Raw genomic sequence first — 21,305 nt, 5'->3', positions numbered from 1 at the left:
AATTATAATTTTTTTGTTATACTATAATTAAAAGAAAAATGAGGTGTTTTAGTGGAAAGACAAATAGAAGAAAGAGTACTTTTAGTTGGAGTAAATTTAAATAAAAGAAATGAATTTGATATTGAAAGTTCTATGGAAGAATTAAGAGAATTAGCTATAGCAGCAAATGCTGATCCTATATCTACTGTTGTTCAAAATAAAGATAGAATTGATAGTGCTTTTTATATTGGAAAAGGTAAGGTACAAGAAATCTTAAATTATTGCGAGGAGTTAGATATAGACACTATTGTATTTAATGATGAATTAACAGGAGCTCAAATTAGAAATATTGAAAATGTATTAGAAAGAAAAGTAATTGATAGAACCGCACTTATATTAGATATATTTTCAAGGCGTGCTAGTACAAAGGAAGGTAAGCTACAAGTAGAATTAGCTCAATTAAAGTATAGATTACCTAGACTTACAGGCTTTGGAAAAGAACTTTCTAGATTAGGTGGAGGAATAGGTACAAGAGGACCAGGTGAGAAAAAATTAGAAACTGATAGAAGACATATAGAAAATAGAATTGATGAAATAAGAAGAAGATTAAAAGAGGTTGAAAGTGTAAGAGAGATAAAAAGACAAAATAGAATAGATTCTGAAATACCTATAATAGCTCTTGTAGGTTATACAAATGCAGGTAAATCTACTCTTTTTAATGAACTTTTAAAAGCTGGAAGTGATTATAATAATGAAAAAGATGTATATACTGAAGATATGCTTTTTGCAACATTAGATACTACTCTAAGAAAGACTAATCTGCCTAATGGTCAAAAAGTGCTTGTAATAGATACAGTTGGATTTGTTAGTAAATTGCCTACACATTTAATAGCTGCCTTTAAAGGGACTTTAGAAGAAGTTAATTATGCTGATGTAATAGTTCATGTAGTAGATGCTACAAATAGCGATTTTGATATACAAATAAAAACTACATTAAATATATTGAAAGATTTAGATACAGAAAACAAACCTATTATTACAGTATTTAATAAAATTGATCAACAAAGCATTGAAGATATAGGATATAATATAAAAGGAGAAAAATTATATATTTCTGCCAAAAAAAATATCAATATTGATAAATTGTTTGATTCAATTGAAATAGCCTTAGAAGATAAATTTTATAATACAAAAATACTTTTACCTTATAATAAATCTGATATAACTTCTTATATTTTAGATAATTATAATCCAAAGAAGGTATCACATACAGAAGAAGGTACTTTTATAGAAGTAGTGCTTAATAAGAAAGATTATTTTAAATATAAAGAATATGTAGTTAAGTAAGGTGATATTATGCTTGGTAAGTGGAATGAAATAGATAAGATGGAGAGTTTTCAAATAAGTTATCTTTTATATCTTGAAGGTAAAAGTATTGATATAATATCTAAAATTAGAAATTTGCCATATAAAGAAATTGAAAAGCATATTATAGAAGCAAAGATCAAATATCAAAAAAAGAAAAAACAAGATAAATTAATAAAGATTATTTCTATGAGCAAGTCAAAAAGAGTTGAGTATTTAAAAACACTTACAAATGAAGATAAAAAAGATTTAGTTGAACAGATTTATAAAAGATATATAAAATTTAAAAATATTGAAGATAGAATGATATTAATATGGTTAATAGGAGAGTTAAAAGATGAGAAATTAGTTCCTTTTTTACTTATGGAATTAAAAAGTAAGAATGTAAATTATAGAAGGTTATCAGTATCGGCACTAGGTAAGATGGCTAAAAGTGAACATAAAGATATATTGGAAGAGTTTTTCTTTGATGATAATCCTCAAGTTAGACAATATGCAATTAAATCCACTCGAAATATAGGAGATATGAATACTATAAAGTTGTTGGAAAAAATATCAAATGATAAAAGGGAAAAGGAATATGTAAGACGTGCATCAAAAGATGTTATAAATTATTTAGTTGAAAAATAAAAAATCAATTGAATTTTCTGATAAATTATTATATGATGGTATTAATAATAAAGAGGAGGTTTTAAATATGCTCTTGAGAAATTGTGCTGGTGGTGTTGTATTTTATGAAGACAAGGTTTTTATTCTAAAAAATGAAAAGGATGAATGGATTCTTCCTAAAGGTAAAATTCAAAGTGGAAATTTAGCTATTGAAACTGCTAAAATTAAAGTAAAAGAAGAAACTGGGTTAGAAAATATTCAAATAGTATCACCAGCAGGTGAAACAAATTATGAGTTTTATTCTTTATCTAGAAAAAAACCTGTTTGTAATGAAATTATATGGTTTATAATGGAAGCCAAGTCATTGGAATATGATATCAAGAGTAAAGAGTTTAAAAATGGTGGTTTTTATGAAATACAAGAAGCAATAGAAAAAATCACTTATAGCCAAGATAAATCATTAGTAAGACTTTCTCATAAAAAATATTTAAAACTTAAAAATGAAAATTTAGCTATAGTATAAAAGGGCCTAGGCCCTTTTTTATGTTATAATATTTTATAAAAAAGAAAGGAGATTAAATGAAAGATATATTTAAAACAATACATAAATTTGGAGAAGACGATTTTATAGAGAAAAAATCAAAATTTATTGGATATGCAAAACCTATAGAATCTGAGGAAGAAGCTTTAGATTTTATAGAACAAATAAGAACTAAACATAAAGATGCAACACATAATGTATATGCATATGCTATAGGTGAAAATAATAATATACAAAGATATAGTGATGATGGTGAGCCAAGTGGAACTGCAGGCATACCAATTTTAGAAGTTATAAAAAAGGAAGACCTTAGAAATATAGTAGTAGTTGTAACAAGATATTTTGGTGGTATAAAATTAGGTGCTGGAGGATTAGTTCGTGCATATACTCATGGTGCTAAAATTGCTCTTGAAAGTGCATCAATAATAGAAAAAATTATTTATAAGAAAATAAAAGTAAGGTTTGATTATACTTTTAATGGTAAAATAGAAAATGTTATAAATAATTCTTCATATTTTATAGAAGATATAAGTTATGATGATTCTGTTAATATGATTCTTTTATCTAGAAAAGAAAAACTAGAAGATTTAAAGAGTCTATTATTAGATATAACTAGTGGAGATGTAGTTATTACAGAACTAGGTGAACAGTATTTATCATTTAAAAATAAAAAATTAATAAAATGATGATGTTTTTAAAGAAATAAAAAGGGTAAAAACTATTCAGGAGGTAGATTGTATGAATAAAAAAGAGATGTTAGAAAAAAAAGTTTGGGCAGTATTAGGTGTCACTCCTAATGAGAGTAAATTTGGATATAAAATTTATAAAAAATTAAAGGATCATGATTATAAAGTATATCCTATAAATCCAAAATACGATGAGATAAATGGAGAAAAGTGCTATAAATCTATAGAAGAATTACCAGAAACACCAGATGTATTAGATTTTGTAGTTCCTCCTCAAGTAAGTCTAAATGCATTAGATGAAGTAAATAAAAAGGGAATTAAAAATGTGTGGTTCCAACCTGGAACATCTGATAAAAATGTGATTGAAAAAGCAAAAGAAAGTAATCTTAATATAGTAGAAGATTGTGTACTTGTAGCTCTTTCATAAAAAAGACAATGAGTTTTTACTCATTGTCTTTTTTATGAAAGAATTGATATATACCTATAAATAGCATAAATACACCAAAAATTTTTCTAAGAAGTAATTGATCAATTTTTATGGCAATAAAACTTCCGAGAATAGACCCAATTATTCCTGGTATAATGATATATAATATAATATTTGTAACTATATTTTTATTTTTATAATGAATTATTAATGCAATTATAGAAGTAGGAATAAATACAATTAAATTTGTACCTTGAGCTTGTGTTTGACTTAGTCCTATAAAAAAAATTAAAGATGGTATAAGTATTGTACCTCCACCGATTCCCATCCCACCTAATATTCCCGATAATAGACCAATAAATATTAATTTCATAATATTATCATCCTAATTGAAATATAAATTATTAGAAGACTAAAAGATTTTCTTAAAATGTTAATTGGAATTTTATTTAATAATTTAGCACCTATAAATCCACCTAAAATTGCACCTATAGAAATTAAGATTACTATATTAAAATCTATTAAATCATTTCTAATATAAATATATGTACTTATAAAAGATAATGGTAAAATAATTGATATGGCAGTTGCATGAGCTTTATGTCTCTTTATATTTAATATATAAATTAATGAAGGTACTATTATCAGTCCTCCACCTGATCCAAATATTCCATTGATAAAACCTGTAATTAAACCAATAAAAATTAATATTATCTTATCTTTCATTTAAATCACCTTTATAATGTTATATAGATATAATATTGACTAAAGTTTAAAAACATATTCCTTGACAAAGATTAATTTATACAATAAAATAAATACATATAAACTGGTAGGAATTAAAGTGTTTAAATGAGGAGGATGAAAATGAAAACTGTAAATAATATTCTTGAATTGATTGGTGAAACTCCAATGGTGAAATTAAATAATATAGTAGATGATGATAGCGCAGAAATATTTGTTAAGCTAGAATCTTTTAATCCAGGAAGTAGTGTAAAAGATAGAATTTCATTTAATATGATAGAAATGGCAGAAAAACAAGGTGAGCTAAAAAAGAATTCAACTATTGTTGAACCAACCAGCGGGAATACTGGTATAGGTCTTGCTATGATAGGTGCAGCTAAGGGATATAATGTTATATTAGTTATGCCAGATACTATGAGCACAGAAAGAAGAAATTTACTTAAAGCATACGGTGCTGAACTTGTACTTACACCAGGTGAAAAAGGTATGAATGGAGCTATACAGAAAGCTAAAGAATTGAAAGAAAAAAATGGTTATTTTATGCCTCAACAATTTATGAATAAAAACAATCCTGAAATGCATAGAAAAACTACAGCTGTAGAAATACTTAGACAAACAAATGGAGATATAGATGCATTTGTAGCAGGTGTAGGAACTGGTGGAACTATTACTGGTGTTTCTGAAGTATTAAAGGAGAAAAATAAAGATATAAAAATAATTGCCATAGAACCTAGTGAGTCTGCAGTTATGAGTGGAGAAAGTCCTGGGCCACATAGAATACAAGGTATAGGGGCAGGATTTATACCAGATGTATTAAATATGAATATAATAGATAAAATATTAAAAATAGCTGGAGAACAAGCAGTTAAGACAACTAAAGAGGTAGCTAGAAAAGAAGGATTATTAGTAGGTATTTCTTCTGGTGCTGCTATAAATGGTGCTATAAAAATTGCAAAAGAATTAGGCAAAGGTAAAAAAGTTGTAGTGATAGCACCTGATAGTGGAGAAAGATATCTAAGTACTGATATTTTTAGCTAATGATATCTTTTTTCTTTATAAAATCATTATATTGTGTTAGAATATTAATTGTTTTATAAAGGGATAAAGGAGTGATTTAAATGGCTGGACATTCAAAATGGGCCAATATAAAGCATAGAAAAGGAAGACAGGATGCAAAAAAGGCTAAAGTATTTACTAAATTAGCTAGAGCTATCACTGTAGCAGTAAAAGAAGGTGGAGACGATCCAGAATATAATGCAGAACTTTCTAATTCTATAGAAAAGGCAAAGGCTGAAAATATGCCAAATGATAATATAGATAGAGCAATCAAAAAAGGTTCAGGAGATTTAGATGGTGCATCATATGAAGAAATTACTTATGAAGGTTATGGACCTAATGGTGTTGCTGTAATGGTTCAATGTTTAACAGACAATAAAAATAGAACTGCAGCAGATATAAGACATTATTTTTCTAAATATAACGGTAATCTAGGTGCAACTGGTTGTGTATCTTTTATGTTTGATAGAAAAGGAATACTTATAATAGATAGAAATGAAGATATAGATGAAGAAGAAATAATGCTTAATTCAATTGAGGCTGGTGCTGAAGACTTTGTAGCGGAAGATGAATATTTTGAAATTACAACTTCTCCAGAAGATTTCAAAGATGTTAGAGAATCATTAAAAAGTGAAGGATATAAGTTTTCTACAGCAGAGGTATCTTTTATTCCTCAAACTCAAACTAAATTAGAAGAATCTAAAGATATGAAGAACATGGAAAAACTTATAGATGCTATTGAAGATAATGATGATGTTCAAGAAGTGTATCATAACTGGGAAATTCCAGAAGAAATGGAATAAATATTTGAAATACCTTCAATTTTATTGTGTTAACACAATAAAATTGAAGGTATTTTTTTATTTCATCTAAATTTCTGTAATATATCTTTAGTCATAGAATATACTTTTAAAAATAACAAAAATATAAATTTAGAATAAAGGGGGAGGTTTTTAATTTATTTTAGCTAAAGAATTTTAATAAAAGGGGGAATTTCATTGAAAAAATTAATAAGTGTTTTATTGATTTTAATTATGACTATAAGTTTGTCAGCATGCGGAGATGATTCAGAAAATTCAAAATCTAAATCTGAATCTTCATGGAAGATTGGTATTATGACAGGTACTGTATCTCAGAATGAGGAAGAATATAGAGCTGCTGAAAGTGTATTAGAAAAATATGGTGAAGATAAAGTAGTTATACAAACATATCCTGACCAATTTATGAAAGAACAAGAAACAACAATTGCAAATATTGTAAGTATGGCTTCCGATCAGGACATAAAAGCTATTGTAATAGTACAAGGTGTTCCAGGAACATCAGCAGCTATAGATAAGGTTAGAGAAACGAGAGAAGATATATTATTTATAGTTGGTACTGCTGGAGAAGATCCAAATATGATAGCTTCTAAAGCTGATGTAGTATTTCAAATGGATGAATTAGGAATGGGTACAGCTGTTGTTGAACAAGCAAAAAAACAAGGTGCTGAGACTTTTGTTCACTATTCATTCCCAAGACATATGTCATATGCACTACTAGCTCAAAGAAGAGATTTATTCAAGCAAACTGCAGAAAAATTAGACATGGAATTTGTAGATGCTACTGCACCAGACCCTACAGGTGATGCAGGTGTATCAGGAGCACAACAATTTATATTAGAAGATGTTCCAAGAAAAATAGAAGAATATGGAGAAGATACAGCTTTATTTGCAACTAATTGTGCAATGCAAGAACCTCTTATTAAATCAGCATTAAATGAAGGGGCAATTTTACCACAGCAATGTTGTCCATCTCCATTCCATGGATATCCAGGAGCATTAGGAATAGAAATTCCTGAAGATAAAAAAGGTGATATAAACTATGTATCTTCTGAAATATCTAAAAAAATTGAAGAAGGTGGCGGAAAGGGAAGATTTTCTACATGGCCTGTACCTATGAACATGATGTTTGTTGAGGCAGGAGCAGAATATGCAAAAGCATATCTAGAAGGTGATATTGAAAATAGATTAGATACAGATAAAGTAACAGAAGTATTTTATGAGTATGTAGAAGATAGAGCTGGAGTAGAGCCAAGTATGACTATTGTACCTTATACTGATGAAAATACAGGGAAAACTTACGATAACTATTTGATGATATTGTCTGATTTTATAGACTTTTAATAGTTAATAAAAATAAGGTTGCCTGTACTTTGGTAGCCTTATTTAATTACTCTTTGATAAAATAAGGGGGTATTAATTTGAGTGATTATATATTGGAAATGAAAAATATAGAAAAAGAATATTTTAAAAATAAAGTGTTAAAAAATATAAATTTATCAATTAAATCAGGAGAGATACATGCTATATTAGGTGAAAATGGTGCGGGAAAGTCCACATTAATGAATATATTATTTGGTATGCCAGTTATTCAATCCACAGGAGGATTTTCTGGAGATATAATGATTGATGGAGAAATAGTAAATATAGATTCTCCAAATGAAGCTATGAAAAATGGAATTGGAATGGTTCATCAAGAGTTTATGTTGATTCCTGGTTTTACCATCACTGAAAATATTAAATTAAATAGAGAAAAGACAAAAAAGAATATTATAAGTAAAATATTTGGAGAAAAATTAGAAACATTAGATAATAAATCTATGAATAAAGATACAAGGATGGCTTTAGATAAATTGGAGATAGGCTTAGATGAATGGACATTAGTAGAAGGGTTACCTGTAGGCCACAAACAATTTATTGAAATTGCTAGAGAAATAGATAAAGACAATATTAAAATATTAGTTTTTGATGAACCAACAGCAGTTCTTACAGAAAGTGAATCAGAAAATTTATTAAAAGCAATGAAAAAATTAGCAAATTTAGGCATAGCCATTATTTTTATTACACATAGATTAGATGAAGTTATGAAGGTTTCAGATAAGGTAACAGTTCTTAGAGATGGAGAATTAGTAGTTTGTAAAGAAAAGAAACATACTCATATTTTAGAATTAGCTGAACTAATGGTAGGTAGAAAAATTAAAAGACTATCTAAAAAAGAAAGTGAAACCAGTTCAGAAAATAGAGAGAAAGATGTAATATTGTCATTAAGAAATTTATATGTAAATATGCCAGGAGAAAGTACAAAAGGTATAAATATTGATGTTAAACGAGGAGAAATATTGGGTATTGGTGGACTTGCTGGTCAAGGTAAAGTAGGAATATCAAATGGGATAATGGGACTTTATGAAACTAAAGGAGAAATAATAATTAACAACAAAAAATTGAAATTAAATAATACAGTAGAATCTTTAAAAAATGGTTTAGGTTTTGTTTCAGAAGATAGAAGAGGAATTGGATTATTATTAGATACTTCTATTGAAATGAATATTGCACTTACTGCTATTCAAATGCAGAAAAAATATATTTCTAAATTTGGCCTTTTTAGTCAAATTTCTAAATCTGATATTAGAGAGCATTGTCTTACAATGATTACTGATTTAGATATAAGGTGCAGAGGACCAGAACAAATTACTAGACGCCTTAGTGGTGGTAATCAACAAAAGGTATGTATAGCTCGTGCATTAACATTACAACCTGACATTTTATTAATATCAGAACCTACAAGAGGTATAGATATTGGTGCTAAAAAATTAGTTTTAGATTTATTATATAAATTAAATGAAGAGCTAGGTATGACAATAGTTATGACATCTAGTGAATTAGCTGAACTTAGATCTATATGTAATAGAATTGCAATAATCACTGAAGGACAGGTAGAAGGTATATTAAGTCCTGATGATGAAGATTCAAAATTTGGATTGATGATGGCAGGAGAATACAAAAAGAGTAGAAGGGAGGCTTTTTAAATGGTAAGTGTATTTAATAAGACTAAAAATGCTTTAGGGCTTCCAAGGATGATTATAATTACTTTTTTTATTTTACTTATAATTTCAGCACATTTTTTAAAATTACCAGTTAATTTATTATTAGAAGATACATTAGTAAGAATTGGAATGAATGGAGTATTAGTACTTGCTATGGTTCCATCAATATTGTCTGGTATAGGACCTAATTTTGGATTGCCATTAGGTGTAATATGTGGTTTGTTGGGGGGATTAATAAGTATTGAACTTAATTTAACTGGAGTAGAGGGATTTTTAGCAGCTATAGCTATTTCTATTCCTATTGCAATAATTGTTGGTTATTTTTATGCCAAAATATTAAATGCAGTAAAAGGATCAGAAATGATGGTTGCAACATATACTGGATTTTCAGTAGTATTTTTAATGAGTATTTTATGGATATTAATGCCGTTTAAAAGTCCAGAAATGATTTGGCCTATAGGAAAAGGGCTTAGGGTTACTATTTCTTTAGATGGAAGATATGCACAAATTTTAAATGAATTTATGTCTGTTTCTATTGGAAATATAACTATACCGACTGGGCTTTTAGCATTCTTTTTAGCATTATGTTTTTTAGTTTGGTTGTTTTTACGAAGTAAAGCAGGTATAGCTATGAAAGCAGCTGGAGAAAATCCTAAATTTGCAGTAGCGTCTGGAATTAATGTGAATAATGCAAGAATAACTGGTACAATATTATCTACTATACTTGGAGCTATAGGTATATTAGTTTATGCTCAAAGTTATGGATTTTTCCAACTATATCAAGCTCCATTAATGATGGCATTTCCTGCTGTAGCTGCAATTTTAATAGGGGGAGCTTCAGCTGGAAAGGCAAAAATAAGTCATGTTATTCTAGGAGTGTTATTATTTCAAGGATTACTTACAGTATCATTACCTGTTGCTAATAAAATAGTAAGTGAAGGAAATTTATCTGAGGTAGCTAGGATGATTATTCAAAACGGTATCATCTTGTATGCTTTAACTAAAGTAGGAGGTGATAGTTAATATGATAAGTAAAAATATTGTAGGGGATTCAGGAAAAAAGATGATATTTAATAATATAGTTACAATTATATTTGTTATTTTATGTCTTATAGGAGTTCAACTATCTAATTTACCAATACCATTTATAGTAAATGAGTTGATAACAAGAATTACAAGAAACTCATTTTTAGTACTTTCATTAATAATTCCAGTACTTGCAGGCATGGGATTAAACTTTAGTATTGTAGTAGGAGCAATGGCAGGACAAATAGCTATAATATCTGTGACACATTTAGGTATTACTGGGTTTAAAGGATTTATATTAGCAATAGTTATATCATTTCCTATTGCTTTATTATTTGGATTTTTAACTGGAAAATTATTAAATAAAACTAAAGGGCAAGAAATGATTGCCAGTATGATTACAGGATTTTTTGCCAATGGTGTTTATCAATTAATATTTTTATTTTTAGTAGGTACATTAATACCTATGAAAAATCCAGTTTTAATGTTAAGTGGAGGAGTAGGTATAAGAAATACTATTGATTTGTCAAAGGGCGTTAAACCTACAGGTATAAAATACGCTTTAGATAATATTTTAAAACTACCTTTATTTGATGTATTATTAACTTGTTCTATAATAACAATTATAATTTATTCTTTTATTTATATAAGAAATAAAAGAAGTAAATACAAAGTAAATTATAATAAATTTAAATATATATTTACTATGATAATGATGGTCTTACTTATAATATTATCTTTATATATAAAGACTAGTAATTCACTATTAAATATGACTAAGGTACCTGTTATAACCATATTTGTAATATTTGCTTTGTGTCTTTTTAATGTATTAATTGTCAAGACTAAAATAGGTCAAGAATTTAGAACGGTAGGTCAAGACAAACAAATTGCTAAAGTTTCTGGTATAAATGTAGATAAAATAAGAGTTCTAGCTATTGTAATATCTATAGTTTTAGCAGCTTGGGGACAAATTATATTTTTGCAAAATCTAGGAACCTTAAATACGTATGGAAGTCATGAACAAATTGGAATGTTTTCAATAGCAGCATTACTTATAGGTGGGGCTTCAGTTTCTAAAGCAACTATAGGTCAGGCAATACTCGGTACAACATTATTCCATACATTATTTATAGTATCTCCTTTAGCAGGAAAAAATTTATTTGGTGATGCACAAATAGGAGAATTTTTTAGAGCATTTGTAGCTTATGGAGTAATAGGTGTTTCTTTGGGGTTACATGCTTGGAAAAAAAGAGTAGAGTTGAAAAGAAAATAATATCTATAAATAAAGCACTTCCTAGGAAGTGCTTTATTTATAGATATTATTTTGCTCTTAGATGTTGAAAAAAATACGATATAATAGTATAATAAATATTCGAGTCTTTTTTTGTCGAAAAAAAATTATTGAAGATCTATTAAATAATTTTCCAGTGACTTTTTAACTATTATCATAAGTATTATACATAGATATACGAAAAATAAAGTTTTAAAATCCCATGGAGTTAGAATTAATGATAGAGCCATACCCACTGCTGGAGGATGCTCTGTATTAGTTATGGTCATTACAAACATTGTAGCACCTACTGATAATGCTCCTGTAATCATATAAAGGGTATTTAAATTTATTGTTTCTATTATTTCTATTAAAAATATTGATAATAAATGAAATATTATACCAAAAATTATACCAAGAGTATATCCACCAAGAATATTTTTTCCTTTTGCAGAATGAGTTTTTGGCATAGTAAAGACAATAAAAGTGGTAGCACCTAAACTTGCTATTATTGTAGTGTATACAAAGTAGTTTAAAAATAACAATATGAACATTATTGATATGGTTGCTAATACACATTGCAATATATATCTTTTAATATTATCTTTAAATTTAGAATCTAAAAATTTAATGACAAACACTCCTTAAATTTGAATAAATTTAATTATATATTATCATATTATGAAAAAATTAAAAAATAAATCAATAAACAGGTTTAGATTATTTTATACTGGCAATAATTTCTAAAGAAGGAGGGATGGATTTGCAAACTTCTGCAGTGGAACCTTGGGAACTATATGAAGGACTGAAAAATAAATTTTTATTTAATAATGATATAAATTCAATACATATTTTATTGTCATTATATGATTTAGAAAAAAATATTAGTAATATTTATCCCCAATATATCTGTACTAAAAATATTGAAAATAAAATAAAAAAATTATTAAGAGATAGAGACAATCCACGTGCTATTGCAAGATCAATTACTAACGTTATTAGAGAAGATATTGATAGAATTGAACTTTGCTTTTATATTGAAGGGTATAAATATGGATTTTATAATAATAAATGGATTAATGTATTGGAAGAACTTGCATTGAAGTATTTCGATTTAGATATACTTTATGACAAAAGATATTTATTTCACTTTAATTATGCAAACAATGAAATAAATAAAGTTAGAAATGAAATAAAAGAAGAAATAGATATAAACGAGAGTGTAAGAAATGAATATAAGCATCTTATAAAAATATTTGCAGAAAAAGTAATCCATTCAAAATTGAAATATATTGATAATTATGTAGATAAACAATTAAAACTTGTCTTTAATCCAGATGAGCTTAATATAAAAGAAGAGAGTATTTGTCTTACTCAAAATGAATTAGAAAAAATATATGATGTTTTAGTTAGAGAATTAATAAAAAATCTCATGAATATATTTAAAGGATCATGTTGGTATGCACTTAACGATAGAGTATTAAAGAGATACCCCTATTAAGAACTATAGCCTTTATAAGTTCAATAGGGGTTGAAATTTGTATATAAAATGTTTTTTTGGAAATAATATCTTCCAAGAAAGGATGAAGATATTATGAAAAACTCTTATAAAATGTTTTATTTGTTTTTAGGACTTACTTTAGCTGTAGTTTTATTAATATTCACTTTTCTAGATAATAGATTAGAAAATAAAAATAAAGATGAAAATATAGCTAAAAATCAAAATATAAATAAAGAGTTAACACAAGAAATCAATGTTGAAAACCAAGAGAAAATAAATAAAGATACAATTATAGAATATGAAAATTATTATACTGAATGTGAGCATGTGGTAAGAAGTTTTGAGTTAGATAAGAAGAAATATATAGATATGGATAGAGATGAATTTAAAAACAATTTTAAAACAGAGTTTTCTACTAAAATAATAAGATTTGATTCTGAGAGGGTCATAGTGAGAATAGATAAGAAGTTTTTATGTCCAAATCATTATGTTGTAGGTGAATATGAAGGGTATGTTTCCATATATAAAATAAATGACAAGGGAGAAAAAGTAGTATTTAAAAAGTTAGATCAATCTATAGAATTTTTAAGTGATTTTGATAAAGATAAATTAAAAAAAGGTATTATCGTTGATAGTATAGACGATATAGGTGAAATAATAGAAAACTTCATAAGTTAAAACTTATGAAGTTTTCTATTATTGGTTTAAATATGATAGAATTATATATTATAAATATTTATTAGGAGTTGAACAAATGAGAATATTTGGTATAGATCCTGGGATAGCCATAGTAGGATATGGTGTTATTGACTATAAAGGAAATAATTTTAAGGTTGTTGATTACGGTGTAATAACAACTCCTGCTAGTATGAGCCCACAGCAAAGATTAAAAAAAGTATATGATGAACTTACAAATATATTAATAGAATATAAGCCTGATGCTGTAGCAATTGAAGAATTATTTTTTAATAAGAATGTAAAAACAGCAATACAAGTTGGACAAGCAAGAGGAGTAGAAATACTTGCTGTTATGAATCAAAATATAGATTTATTTGAATATACTCCATTGCAAGTAAAACAAGGTGTTGTAGGTTATGGTAGAGCTAAGAAAAAGCAAGTACAAGAAATGGTAAAACTACTTTTAAATTTAAAAGAAATTCCAAAGCCAGATGATGCGGCAGACGCTTTGGCTGTCGCTATTAGTCATGCTCATTCTGGTCAATTTGATAAGTTATTTGAAATGAAATAATGGAGTGGATAAAATGTATAGATATATAAAAGGTATAGTTGAAGAAATATCTGAAGATTTTATAGTTATAGATAATAGTGGAATTGGATATAAGATACATACTTCTGTAAATACAATAAAAGATCTTAAAATAGGAGAAGAAGTTAAGATTTATACTTATTTAAATGTGAGAGAAGATGATATGAGCTTATATGGATTTGGTATGAAAACAGAACTTGAATTATTTTTAAAATTAATATCTGTTTCAAAAATAGGACCAAAAGTAGGTCTTGGAATTTTATCTGCATTATCTGTAGATCAAATAAAATATGCAATCATAAATGAAGATGCAAACAAATTATCAGAAGCACCAGGAGTAGGTAAAAAAACAGCTAATAGAATGATATTAGAGCTTAAAGATAAAATAAAAGATTATGACATAGAAAATATCGAAACATCTAATTTAAATGTTAACTCTAATTATGATGAATCCATAGATGCTTTAGTTGCTCTTGGGTATACTAAATATGAAGCATCTAATGTAATATCACGTATAGATACTAAAAATTTAAGTACTGAAGATATAATAAAGTTATCTTTAGGTGAATTATCAAAAAGATAAGAGGGGATAATTATGGATGAAAAGGAAAATAGAATTGTCACAAGTAGTGTTAAAACTGAAGACTTTGATATAGAATCTACATTAAGACCTAAATTACTAGAAAATTATATTGGTCAAGACAAGGTAAAAGAAAAATTAAAAATATTTATTGAAGCAGCAAAAATAAGAAATGAATCACTTGACCATGTGCTTTTATATGGTCCACCAGGCCTTGGTAAAACTACACTTGCTAGTATTATTTCAAATGAAATGAGTGTAAATATAAGAATAACATCTGGTCCTGCCATAGAAAAAGCTGGAGATTTAGCTGCTATACTTACTAATTTAGGTGAAGGAGATGTACTCTTTATTGATGAAATTCATAGATTAAATAGGAGTGTGGAAGAAATACTTTATCCTGCTATGGAAGATTTTGCACTAGATATAATAATTGGGAAAGGTCCAAGTGCAAGATCTATAAGACTTGATTTATCTAAGTTTACACTTATAGGAGCAACTACTCGTGCAGGACTTTTAACTTCTCCCTTAAGAGATAGATTTGGTGTTATGTGTAAATTAGATTATTATAGTATAGAAGATTTAAAAAGTATCATAATAAGATCTGCTAATATACTTGGTATAGAGATAGATTCTGTAGGAGCATTAGAGATAGCTAAAAGATCTAGAGGAACACCGAGAATAGCAAATAGGATATTAAAAAGAGTTAGAGATTATGCTGAAGTAGTAGAAAATGGTGTTATAACAAAAGAAGTTGCTGATAAAGCTCTAGATTTATTAGAAATAGATGAATTAGGTCTAGATAATATAGATAAGCGCTTATTACTTTCTATAATTCATAAATTTTCTCATGGTCCGGTAGGGTTAGATACTTTGGCTGCTACTATTGGTGAAGAGAGAAATACTATTGAAGATGTGTATGAACCTTATTTATTACAAATTGGATTTATAAATAGAACTCCAAGAGGGAGAGTAATTACTAAAAGATGTTTGGAACATTTTAATATTAAAGGTGATTAGTAAAATGGATATAGGAAAAAATATTATTATAATAGGATTAATCATTGTATTAATTGGAATTATTATATTGATAGGTGGAAAATTAGGATTAGGTAATTTACCGGGAGATATTGTTATAAAAAAAGAAAATTTCACATTTGCTTTTCCTATAGTAACATCTATAGTAATAAGTATTATTTTGACTGTAATTATAAATATTATTAGAAAGTTTTTCTAAAGTAAAGGAATGATTTGATGAAAACTAGTGATTTTTATTTTGATTTACCTGAAGAATTGATAGCACAAACACCACTTAAAGATAGAGAGAAATCTAGGCTATTAGTTTTAGATAAAAATAATGGTGACATACAACATAAAAATTTTTATGATGTAATAGATTATTTAAATGAAGGTGATTTATTAGTATTGAACAATACTAGAGTAATACCTGCGAGACTTCTTGGTAAAAGAGAAAATACAGGTGGTAAGGTTGAGTTTTTATTATTAAACAATATCGAAGGAGATAATTGGGAAACCTTAGTTAAGCCTGGCAAAAAAGCAAAGGTTGGAGATATTATTGAATTTGGTGAAGGGATTTTAAAGGCTGAAATAATAGATATAAAAGAAGGTGGAACTAGAATAGTAAGGTTTATCTATAAAGGTATATTTAATGAAATATTAGATAAATTGGGAGAGATGCCACTACCTCCATATATAACTGAAAAATTAAATGATAGAGAGAGATATCAAACTGTATATTCAAAAGTAGAAGGTTCTGCTGCAGCACCTACAGCAGGCTTACATTTTACAGAAGACTTATTAGCAAAAATTAAAAATAAAGGTGTTAAAATTGCTTATATAACACTTCATGTAGGACTTGGTACTTTTAGACCTGTAAAAGTAGATGATGTAGAAGGTCATAATATGCATTCTGAATTTTATGAGGTATCTAAAGAGACTTCAGAATTAATTAATAGTGTTAAAGAAAGTGGAAAAAAAGTTATATCTGTAGGTACAACATCTACTAGAACACTTGAATCAGTAAGTGACGATAGTGGAAAAGTAAAAGAGTCAAAAGGTTGGACTGATATCTTCATATATCCAGGATATAAGTTTAAATCTATTGATGGACTAATTACTAATTTTCATTTACCAGAATCAACACTAGTAATGTTAGTAAGTGCTTTAGCAGGTAAAGAAAATATACTAAATGCATATGAAGAAGCTATAAAAGAAAAATATAGATTTTTTAGTTTTGGAGATGCTATGATTATAATTTAGTTTAGGAGTGAATATATTGACAATAAAGTATGAATTTATAAAAAAAGAAAAAAATACAAATGCAAGACTTGGAAAAATTACTACACCCCATGGTGAAATAGAAACACCTATATTTATGCCTGTAGGAACTAAAGCTACAGTTAAAGCTATGACTCCTGAAGAATTAAAGGATATGAATGCTCAAATTATATTAAGTAATACTTATCATTTATATTTAAGACCAGGGCATAAGCTTATAGAAAAAGCAGGAGGACTTCATAAATTTATGAATTGGGATAGACCAATACTTACTGATAGTGGAGGATTTCAAGTTTTTAGTTTAGGTGATTTAAGAGAGATAGAAGAAAAAGGAGTTCATTTCAGATCCCATATAGATGGCTCTAAACATTTCATAAGTCCAGAAAAATCTATTGAAATTCAGAATTCTTTGGGGTCAGATATTGCAATGGCATTTGATGAATGTCCACCATATCCTGCAGATAGAGATTATGTGAAAAAATCATTAGAAAGAACTACAAGATGGGCTAAAAGATGTAAGGATTATCATAAAAAGCCTGATACTCAAGGGATATTTGGAATAGTACAAGGGGGGATGTATAGAGATCTAAGGGAACAAAGTGCAAAAGAGATAATAGATTTAGATTTTCCAGGATATGCAGTAGGTGGGCTTAGTGTAGGTGAACCTGCTGAGTTAATGTATGAAGTATTAGATTATACTGTTCCACTTCTTCCAAAAGATAAACCTAGGTATCTTATGGGCGTAGGTAGTCCTGATTATTTATTTGAAGCAGTGATTCGTGGTATTGATATGGCTGATTGTGTACTTCCTACAAGAATTGCAAGAAATGGTACTGTGTTTACAAGTAGTGGTAGATTAGTTGTGAAAAATGCAAAATATAAAGAAGATTTTTCGCCATTAGATAGTGAATGTGATTGTTATGCATGTAAAAATTATACAAGAGCCTATATAAGACATTTATTTAAAGCAGATGAAATACTAGGGGCTAGACTTACAACTACTCATAATTTATATTTTTTAATAAAACTTATGGAAAATATAAGAGAAGCTATAAAACAAGATAGATTATTAGAGTATAGAGAAGAATTCTATAAAAAATACGGGTATTTAAAATAAAATATCTAAAAAAGGTTCAAGTGTATTGAAAAAATCATATAAAAAATATATAATGAATATATTATGAATTGAAAGGGGTGTATATAATAATGGATATTTTAAGAGCATTTGCATTTCCAATAGCATTACTTGTTATATTTTACTTTCTTCTTATTAGACCACAGCAAAAAAAGGATAAGAAGATACGCGAAATGAGGAGTAATCTTTCAGTAGGTGATCAGATTATAACTATAGGTGGTATAGTTGGTAAGGTTACAAAAATAAAAGAAGATGATATTACAATTGAAGTTGGTGCTGACAAAACAAAATTTGATGTTAAGAAATGGGCAATAGGTAACAAAGTGAATGTAAGTGAAGATAATTAAAGACTAGCTTAAGCTAGTCTTTAATTATTGTAATAAATAAAAATATACCTGCATATCTATTAGGTAAGAGTGGAGGTGTAGGTGTTGAATACAGGTAAAAAAAATATGAATTATGTACTTTTATTAGGCAAGTCTTTGTTGTTAAGTTTCATTGTTACTTTAATTTTATTTGTAATATTTACTTTGATTTTAACTTATACAAGTTTAGGTGAAAAATGGATTCCACTAGTTAATACAGTAATATTAATTATATCCATAAGCTTAGGAGCTATAAAAATAGCTATAAATTCATCAAAAAGAGGATTTATAAATGGTGGAGTATTAGGATTAAGTTATATGTTATTACTTATACTATTTGGTTTTATAGTATTTAAGAATACAGGGATAGATATCTATAGTCTAACAAAATTAGGTATTGGAGTTTTAGTTGGAATAATAGCCGGGATGATAGGAGTAAACTTAAAATAAAGCTTTATACCCAGTCTAATTTGTGATATAATTTAAACGTAAATTATGTATTAGGGGGTAAATATTAGTGAAACATATTAAAACTTTAAGTAGTAAAAATTTAAAGAGCACAATAGAATATGGTGGATGTGGAGAATGTCAAACATCTTGTCAATCTGCTTGCAAAACATCTTGCACAGTAGGTAATCAAACTTGTGAAAACACCAGCAGGTAAAAAGTAGTGTAGAGCACTACTTTTTTATCGTTGTGAAGAATAACTTAGGAGGAAATAATGAAAAGGATACATAAATTTAAACAAAATGATAAATTTATCGTACTTGATATTAATAGTGGTTCAGTACATCTTGTAGATGAACTTATATGGGATTTAATTGATTTATATAAAGAAAAGGATTTAACAGATATAAAAAAAGAATTGGAATGGAAATATGATTCTAAAACTATCCAAGAAGGTTATGAAGAGATAAAAGAATTAGAAGAAAGTGGCATAATTTATTCTGAAGATATATACTTTAAGGATGTTAAAGCCAATAATAATAAGATTGTAAAAGCACTTTGCCTTCATATAGCTCATGATTGTAATTTGAAATGTGAATATTGTTTTGCATCTCAAGGAGATTTTAATGGTGAAAAATCATTTATGAGTTTGGAGACAGGAAAAAAAGCATTAGAATTTTTAGTTGAGAATTCTGCTAATAGAAGAAATCTTGAGGTAGATTTTTTTGGCGGTGAGCCTCTAATGAATTTTGATGTGGTTAAGGAACTTGTACATTATGGAAGAAAAATAGAAAAAAAACATAATAAAAATTTCAGGTTTACAATAACTACTAATGGGTTATTACTTGATAAAGAAAAAATGGATTTTATTAATGAACATATGTCAAATGTAGTTTTAAGTTTAGATGGAAGAAAAAAAGTAAATGATGAAATGAGAAAGACAATAAATGGTGAAGGTAGTTTTGATATAATTGTACCTAAATTTTTAGAAATGGCTAAATCTAGAGAAGGTAAAGATTATTATTTAAGAGGGACTTTTACTTCCAAAAATTTAGATTTTTCAAAAGATGTATTAGAATTATATAATTTAGGCTTTAAATCTGTATCAGTTGAACCAGTTGTTACTGAACCTCATATGGAATATGCAATATTAGAAAAACATCTTGGAGAAATTTTAGATGAATATGATAAATTATCAAAAGAATATATAAAAATAAAGAAAAAAGATAAAGATTTTAACTTTTTTCATTTTATGATTGATTTAAATCAAGGACCTTGTGCTATAAAAAGAGCTTCAGGATGTGGAGCTGGAGTAGAATATTTAGCAGTAACTCCTGAAGGAGATTTATATCCTTGTCATCAATTTGTAGGTGATGAGAAGTTTAAATTGGGTACTCTTGATAGTGGAATCAAAAATACAGAAATTGTAGATAGATTTAATAATGCAAATGTATATAATAAAGAGGATTGTTCTGAGTGTTGGGCTAAATTTTATTGTAGTGGTGGATGTCATGCAAATGCATATAATTTCAATAAAAATATAAACAAGCCTTATACTATAGGATGTGAAATGGAGAAAAAAAGAATAGAAAGCTCTATTTCAATATTAGCAAATTTATAAAAATAACAGGAGGTTTGAAAATTGATAAAAAATTTTGAAGAATTTACACCAGAAATAGATAAAACATGCTTTGTTGCTAAAAGTTCAGACATAATAGGAAATGTAATTATAGGTAAAGATTCAAATGTGTGGTATAATACTGTTTTAAGAGGTGATCTGAATAAAATAGTTATTGGAGAAAAAACTAATATTCAAGATGGTACAATAATTCATGTAGAAAAATCTATACCAACTATTATTGGAAATAATGTTACAATTGGTCATAAAGCTATTGTACATGCATGTACAATAAGTGATAATGTTCTTGTAGGCATGGGAGCAATAATATTAAATGGAGCAATAATAGAAGAAAATGTTTTAATAGGAGCTGGTAGTGTAGTTACTCCAGGTAAAACAATACCTTCAGGACATCTTGTACTAGGTTCTCCTGCACGAGCAATAAGAAAATTAACTGATGAAGAAATAAATGATTTACAAAAATCAGCAGATAACTACGTAAGTTTATCAAAAAAGCATAAATAAT

The 21,305-nt window shown here is 27.4% G+C and carries 27 protein-coding genes; 24 read left to right on the top strand and 3 right to left on the bottom strand.

Annotated elements, in window-relative coordinates; all coding sequences use genetic code 11:
- The first annotated feature begins 51 nt into the window (after positions 1-51).
- The 5 genes from hflX to D3Z33_RS08975 are packed head-to-tail and all read left to right on the top strand — an operon-like array spanning position 52 to position 3,607.
- The gene (hflX, locus tag D3Z33_RS08995; protein ID WP_160197427.1) at positions 52-1,326 is read left to right on the top strand and encodes a GTPase HflX; all 1,275 of its coding nucleotides are present in this window, start codon (positions 52-54) and stop codon (positions 1,324-1,326) included.
- 9 nt (positions 1,327-1,335) lie between these two features.
- Complete coding sequence (locus tag D3Z33_RS08990) at positions 1,336-1,974, top strand: HEAT repeat domain-containing protein (protein WP_160197426.1); 639 nt, start codon at positions 1,336-1,338, stop codon at positions 1,972-1,974.
- Positions 1,964-2,476, top strand: coding sequence for an NUDIX hydrolase (locus D3Z33_RS08985; RefSeq protein ID WP_347561236.1), 513 nt, complete (start codon positions 1,964-1,966; stop codon positions 2,474-2,476). The genes D3Z33_RS08990 and D3Z33_RS08985 overlap by 11 nt, the downstream gene beginning before the upstream one ends.
- 56 nt (positions 2,477-2,532) lie before the next feature.
- Positions 2,533-3,180 (top strand): YigZ family protein, encoded by a 648-nt coding sequence (locus D3Z33_RS08980; RefSeq protein WP_160197425.1) that lies wholly within the window; start codon positions 2,533-2,535, stop codon positions 3,178-3,180.
- A 52-nt stretch (positions 3,181-3,232) separates the two neighbouring features.
- Positions 3,233-3,607, top strand: a complete 375-nt coding sequence (locus D3Z33_RS08975) for a CoA-binding protein (RefSeq protein WP_160197424.1) — start codon at positions 3,233-3,235, stop codon at positions 3,605-3,607.
- Positions 3,608-3,623: 16 nt separating this feature from the next.
- Here the strand turns inward: D3Z33_RS08975 and D3Z33_RS08970 are convergent, their stop codons facing one another.
- A complete protein-coding gene (locus tag D3Z33_RS08970) occupies positions 3,624-3,980 on the bottom strand; it encodes a sulfite exporter TauE/SafE family protein (protein ID WP_160197423.1) in 357 nt (118 codons plus the stop codon).
- On the bottom strand, positions 3,977-4,333 hold the full coding sequence (locus D3Z33_RS08965) for a sulfite exporter TauE/SafE family protein (protein ID WP_160197422.1): 357 nt from the start codon (positions 4,331-4,333) through the stop codon (positions 3,977-3,979). The genes D3Z33_RS08970 and D3Z33_RS08965 overlap by 4 nt, the downstream gene beginning before the upstream one ends.
- 141 nt (positions 4,334-4,474) lie before the next feature.
- Between D3Z33_RS08965 and cysK the strand changes: the two genes are divergently transcribed.
- The 6 genes from cysK (at position 4,475) to D3Z33_RS08935 (ending at position 11,571) form a co-directional block, all read left to right on the top strand.
- Entirely contained in the window at positions 4,475-5,389 is a 915-nt protein-coding gene (cysK, locus tag D3Z33_RS08960; RefSeq protein WP_160197421.1) for a cysteine synthase A, read from the top strand.
- An 80-nt stretch (positions 5,390-5,469) separates the two neighbouring features.
- The gene (locus tag D3Z33_RS08955) at positions 5,470-6,210 is read left to right on the top strand and encodes a YebC/PmpR family DNA-binding transcriptional regulator (RefSeq protein ID WP_160197420.1); all 741 of its coding nucleotides are present in this window, start codon (positions 5,470-5,472) and stop codon (positions 6,208-6,210) included.
- 195 nt (positions 6,211-6,405) lie between these two features.
- A complete protein-coding gene (locus D3Z33_RS08950; RefSeq protein WP_243153468.1) occupies positions 6,406-7,569 on the top strand; it encodes a DUF3798 domain-containing protein in 1,164 nt (387 codons plus the stop codon).
- A gap of 77 nt (positions 7,570-7,646) precedes the next feature.
- Positions 7,647-9,251 (top strand): sugar ABC transporter ATP-binding protein, encoded by a 1,605-nt coding sequence (locus D3Z33_RS08945; RefSeq protein WP_347561235.1) that lies wholly within the window; start codon positions 7,647-7,649, stop codon positions 9,249-9,251.
- Complete coding sequence (locus D3Z33_RS08940; RefSeq protein WP_160197419.1) at positions 9,252-10,292, top strand: ABC transporter permease subunit; 1,041 nt, start codon at positions 9,252-9,254, stop codon at positions 10,290-10,292. It abuts the gene before it with no gap.
- Between the two features lies 1 nt (position 10,293).
- Positions 10,294-11,571 (top strand): ABC transporter permease subunit, encoded by a 1,278-nt coding sequence (locus D3Z33_RS08935; protein WP_160197418.1) that lies wholly within the window; start codon positions 10,294-10,296, stop codon positions 11,569-11,571.
- Positions 11,572-11,696: 125 nt separating this feature from the next.
- On the opposite strand, the gene D3Z33_RS08930 is transcribed toward D3Z33_RS08935, so the two are convergent.
- Positions 11,697-12,209: an HPP family protein gene (locus D3Z33_RS08930; RefSeq protein ID WP_431768833.1), complete on the bottom strand. Its 513-nt coding sequence runs from the start codon at positions 12,207-12,209 to the stop codon at positions 11,697-11,699.
- A 116-nt stretch (positions 12,210-12,325) separates the two neighbouring features.
- On the opposite strand from D3Z33_RS08930, the gene D3Z33_RS08925 reads away from it, so the two are divergent.
- From D3Z33_RS08925 to D3Z33_RS08865, 13 genes are all read left to right on the top strand, one after another.
- Complete coding sequence (locus tag D3Z33_RS08925) at positions 12,326-13,069, top strand: hypothetical protein (RefSeq protein WP_243153467.1); 744 nt, start codon at positions 12,326-12,328, stop codon at positions 13,067-13,069.
- Positions 13,070-13,162: 93 nt separating this feature from the next.
- Positions 13,163-13,747 (top strand): BofC C-terminal domain-containing protein, encoded by a 585-nt coding sequence (locus D3Z33_RS08920; protein WP_160197416.1) that lies wholly within the window; start codon positions 13,163-13,165, stop codon positions 13,745-13,747.
- Between the two features lie 76 nt (positions 13,748-13,823).
- Positions 13,824-14,318, top strand: coding sequence for a crossover junction endodeoxyribonuclease RuvC (gene ruvC, locus D3Z33_RS08915; RefSeq protein ID WP_160197415.1), 495 nt, complete (start codon positions 13,824-13,826; stop codon positions 14,316-14,318).
- 13 nt (positions 14,319-14,331) lie between these two features.
- Positions 14,332-14,919 carry a Holliday junction branch migration protein RuvA gene (gene ruvA / locus D3Z33_RS08910; RefSeq protein WP_160197414.1) on the top strand — a complete coding sequence of 196 codons (588 nt, stop codon included), beginning with the start codon at positions 14,332-14,334 and terminating at the stop codon, positions 14,917-14,919.
- Between the two features lie 12 nt (positions 14,920-14,931).
- Entirely contained in the window at positions 14,932-15,936 is a 1,005-nt protein-coding gene (gene ruvB, locus D3Z33_RS08905) for a Holliday junction branch migration DNA helicase RuvB (protein WP_160197413.1), read from the top strand.
- Between the two features lie 4 nt (positions 15,937-15,940).
- The gene (locus D3Z33_RS08900) at positions 15,941-16,153 is read left to right on the top strand and encodes a DUF2905 family protein (RefSeq protein WP_160197412.1); all 213 of its coding nucleotides are present in this window, start codon (positions 15,941-15,943) and stop codon (positions 16,151-16,153) included.
- A gap of 17 nt (positions 16,154-16,170) precedes the next feature.
- Positions 16,171-17,196 carry a tRNA preQ1(34) S-adenosylmethionine ribosyltransferase-isomerase QueA gene (gene queA, locus D3Z33_RS08895; protein WP_160197411.1) on the top strand — a complete coding sequence of 342 codons (1,026 nt, stop codon included), beginning with the start codon at positions 16,171-16,173 and terminating at the stop codon, positions 17,194-17,196.
- 13 nt (positions 17,197-17,209) lie between these two features.
- Positions 17,210-18,331, top strand: a complete 1,122-nt coding sequence (gene tgt, locus D3Z33_RS08890) for a tRNA guanosine(34) transglycosylase Tgt (protein WP_130807380.1) — start codon at positions 17,210-17,212, stop codon at positions 18,329-18,331.
- Between the two features lie 89 nt (positions 18,332-18,420).
- Positions 18,421-18,696: a preprotein translocase subunit YajC gene (yajC, locus tag D3Z33_RS08885; protein WP_160197410.1), complete on the top strand. Its 276-nt coding sequence runs from the start codon at positions 18,421-18,423 to the stop codon at positions 18,694-18,696.
- Positions 18,697-18,780: 84 nt separating this feature from the next.
- Positions 18,781-19,164 (top strand): TIGR04086 family membrane protein, encoded by a 384-nt coding sequence (locus D3Z33_RS08880; protein WP_160197409.1) that lies wholly within the window; start codon positions 18,781-18,783, stop codon positions 19,162-19,164.
- A 67-nt stretch (positions 19,165-19,231) separates the two neighbouring features.
- Positions 19,232-19,378: a six-cysteine ranthipeptide SCIFF gene (gene scfA, locus D3Z33_RS08875; RefSeq protein WP_160197408.1), complete on the top strand. Its 147-nt coding sequence runs from the start codon at positions 19,232-19,234 to the stop codon at positions 19,376-19,378.
- A 57-nt stretch (positions 19,379-19,435) separates the two neighbouring features.
- Positions 19,436-20,782, top strand: coding sequence for a thioether cross-link-forming SCIFF peptide maturase (gene scfB / locus D3Z33_RS08870; RefSeq protein ID WP_201750475.1), 1,347 nt, complete (start codon positions 19,436-19,438; stop codon positions 20,780-20,782).
- A gap of 21 nt (positions 20,783-20,803) precedes the next feature.
- Entirely contained in the window at positions 20,804-21,304 is a 501-nt protein-coding gene (locus D3Z33_RS08865; RefSeq protein WP_160197407.1) for a gamma carbonic anhydrase family protein, read from the top strand.
- Position 21,305 lies beyond the last annotated feature (1 nt).

The organism is Senegalia massiliensis, assembly GCF_009911265.1.
Lineage (GTDB): Bacteria > Bacillota > Clostridia > Tissierellales > SIT17 > Anaeromonas > Anaeromonas massiliensis_A.
Note: the sequence above shows the minus strand (reverse complement) of the source record. Positions and strands in the feature narration are given on the sequence as shown.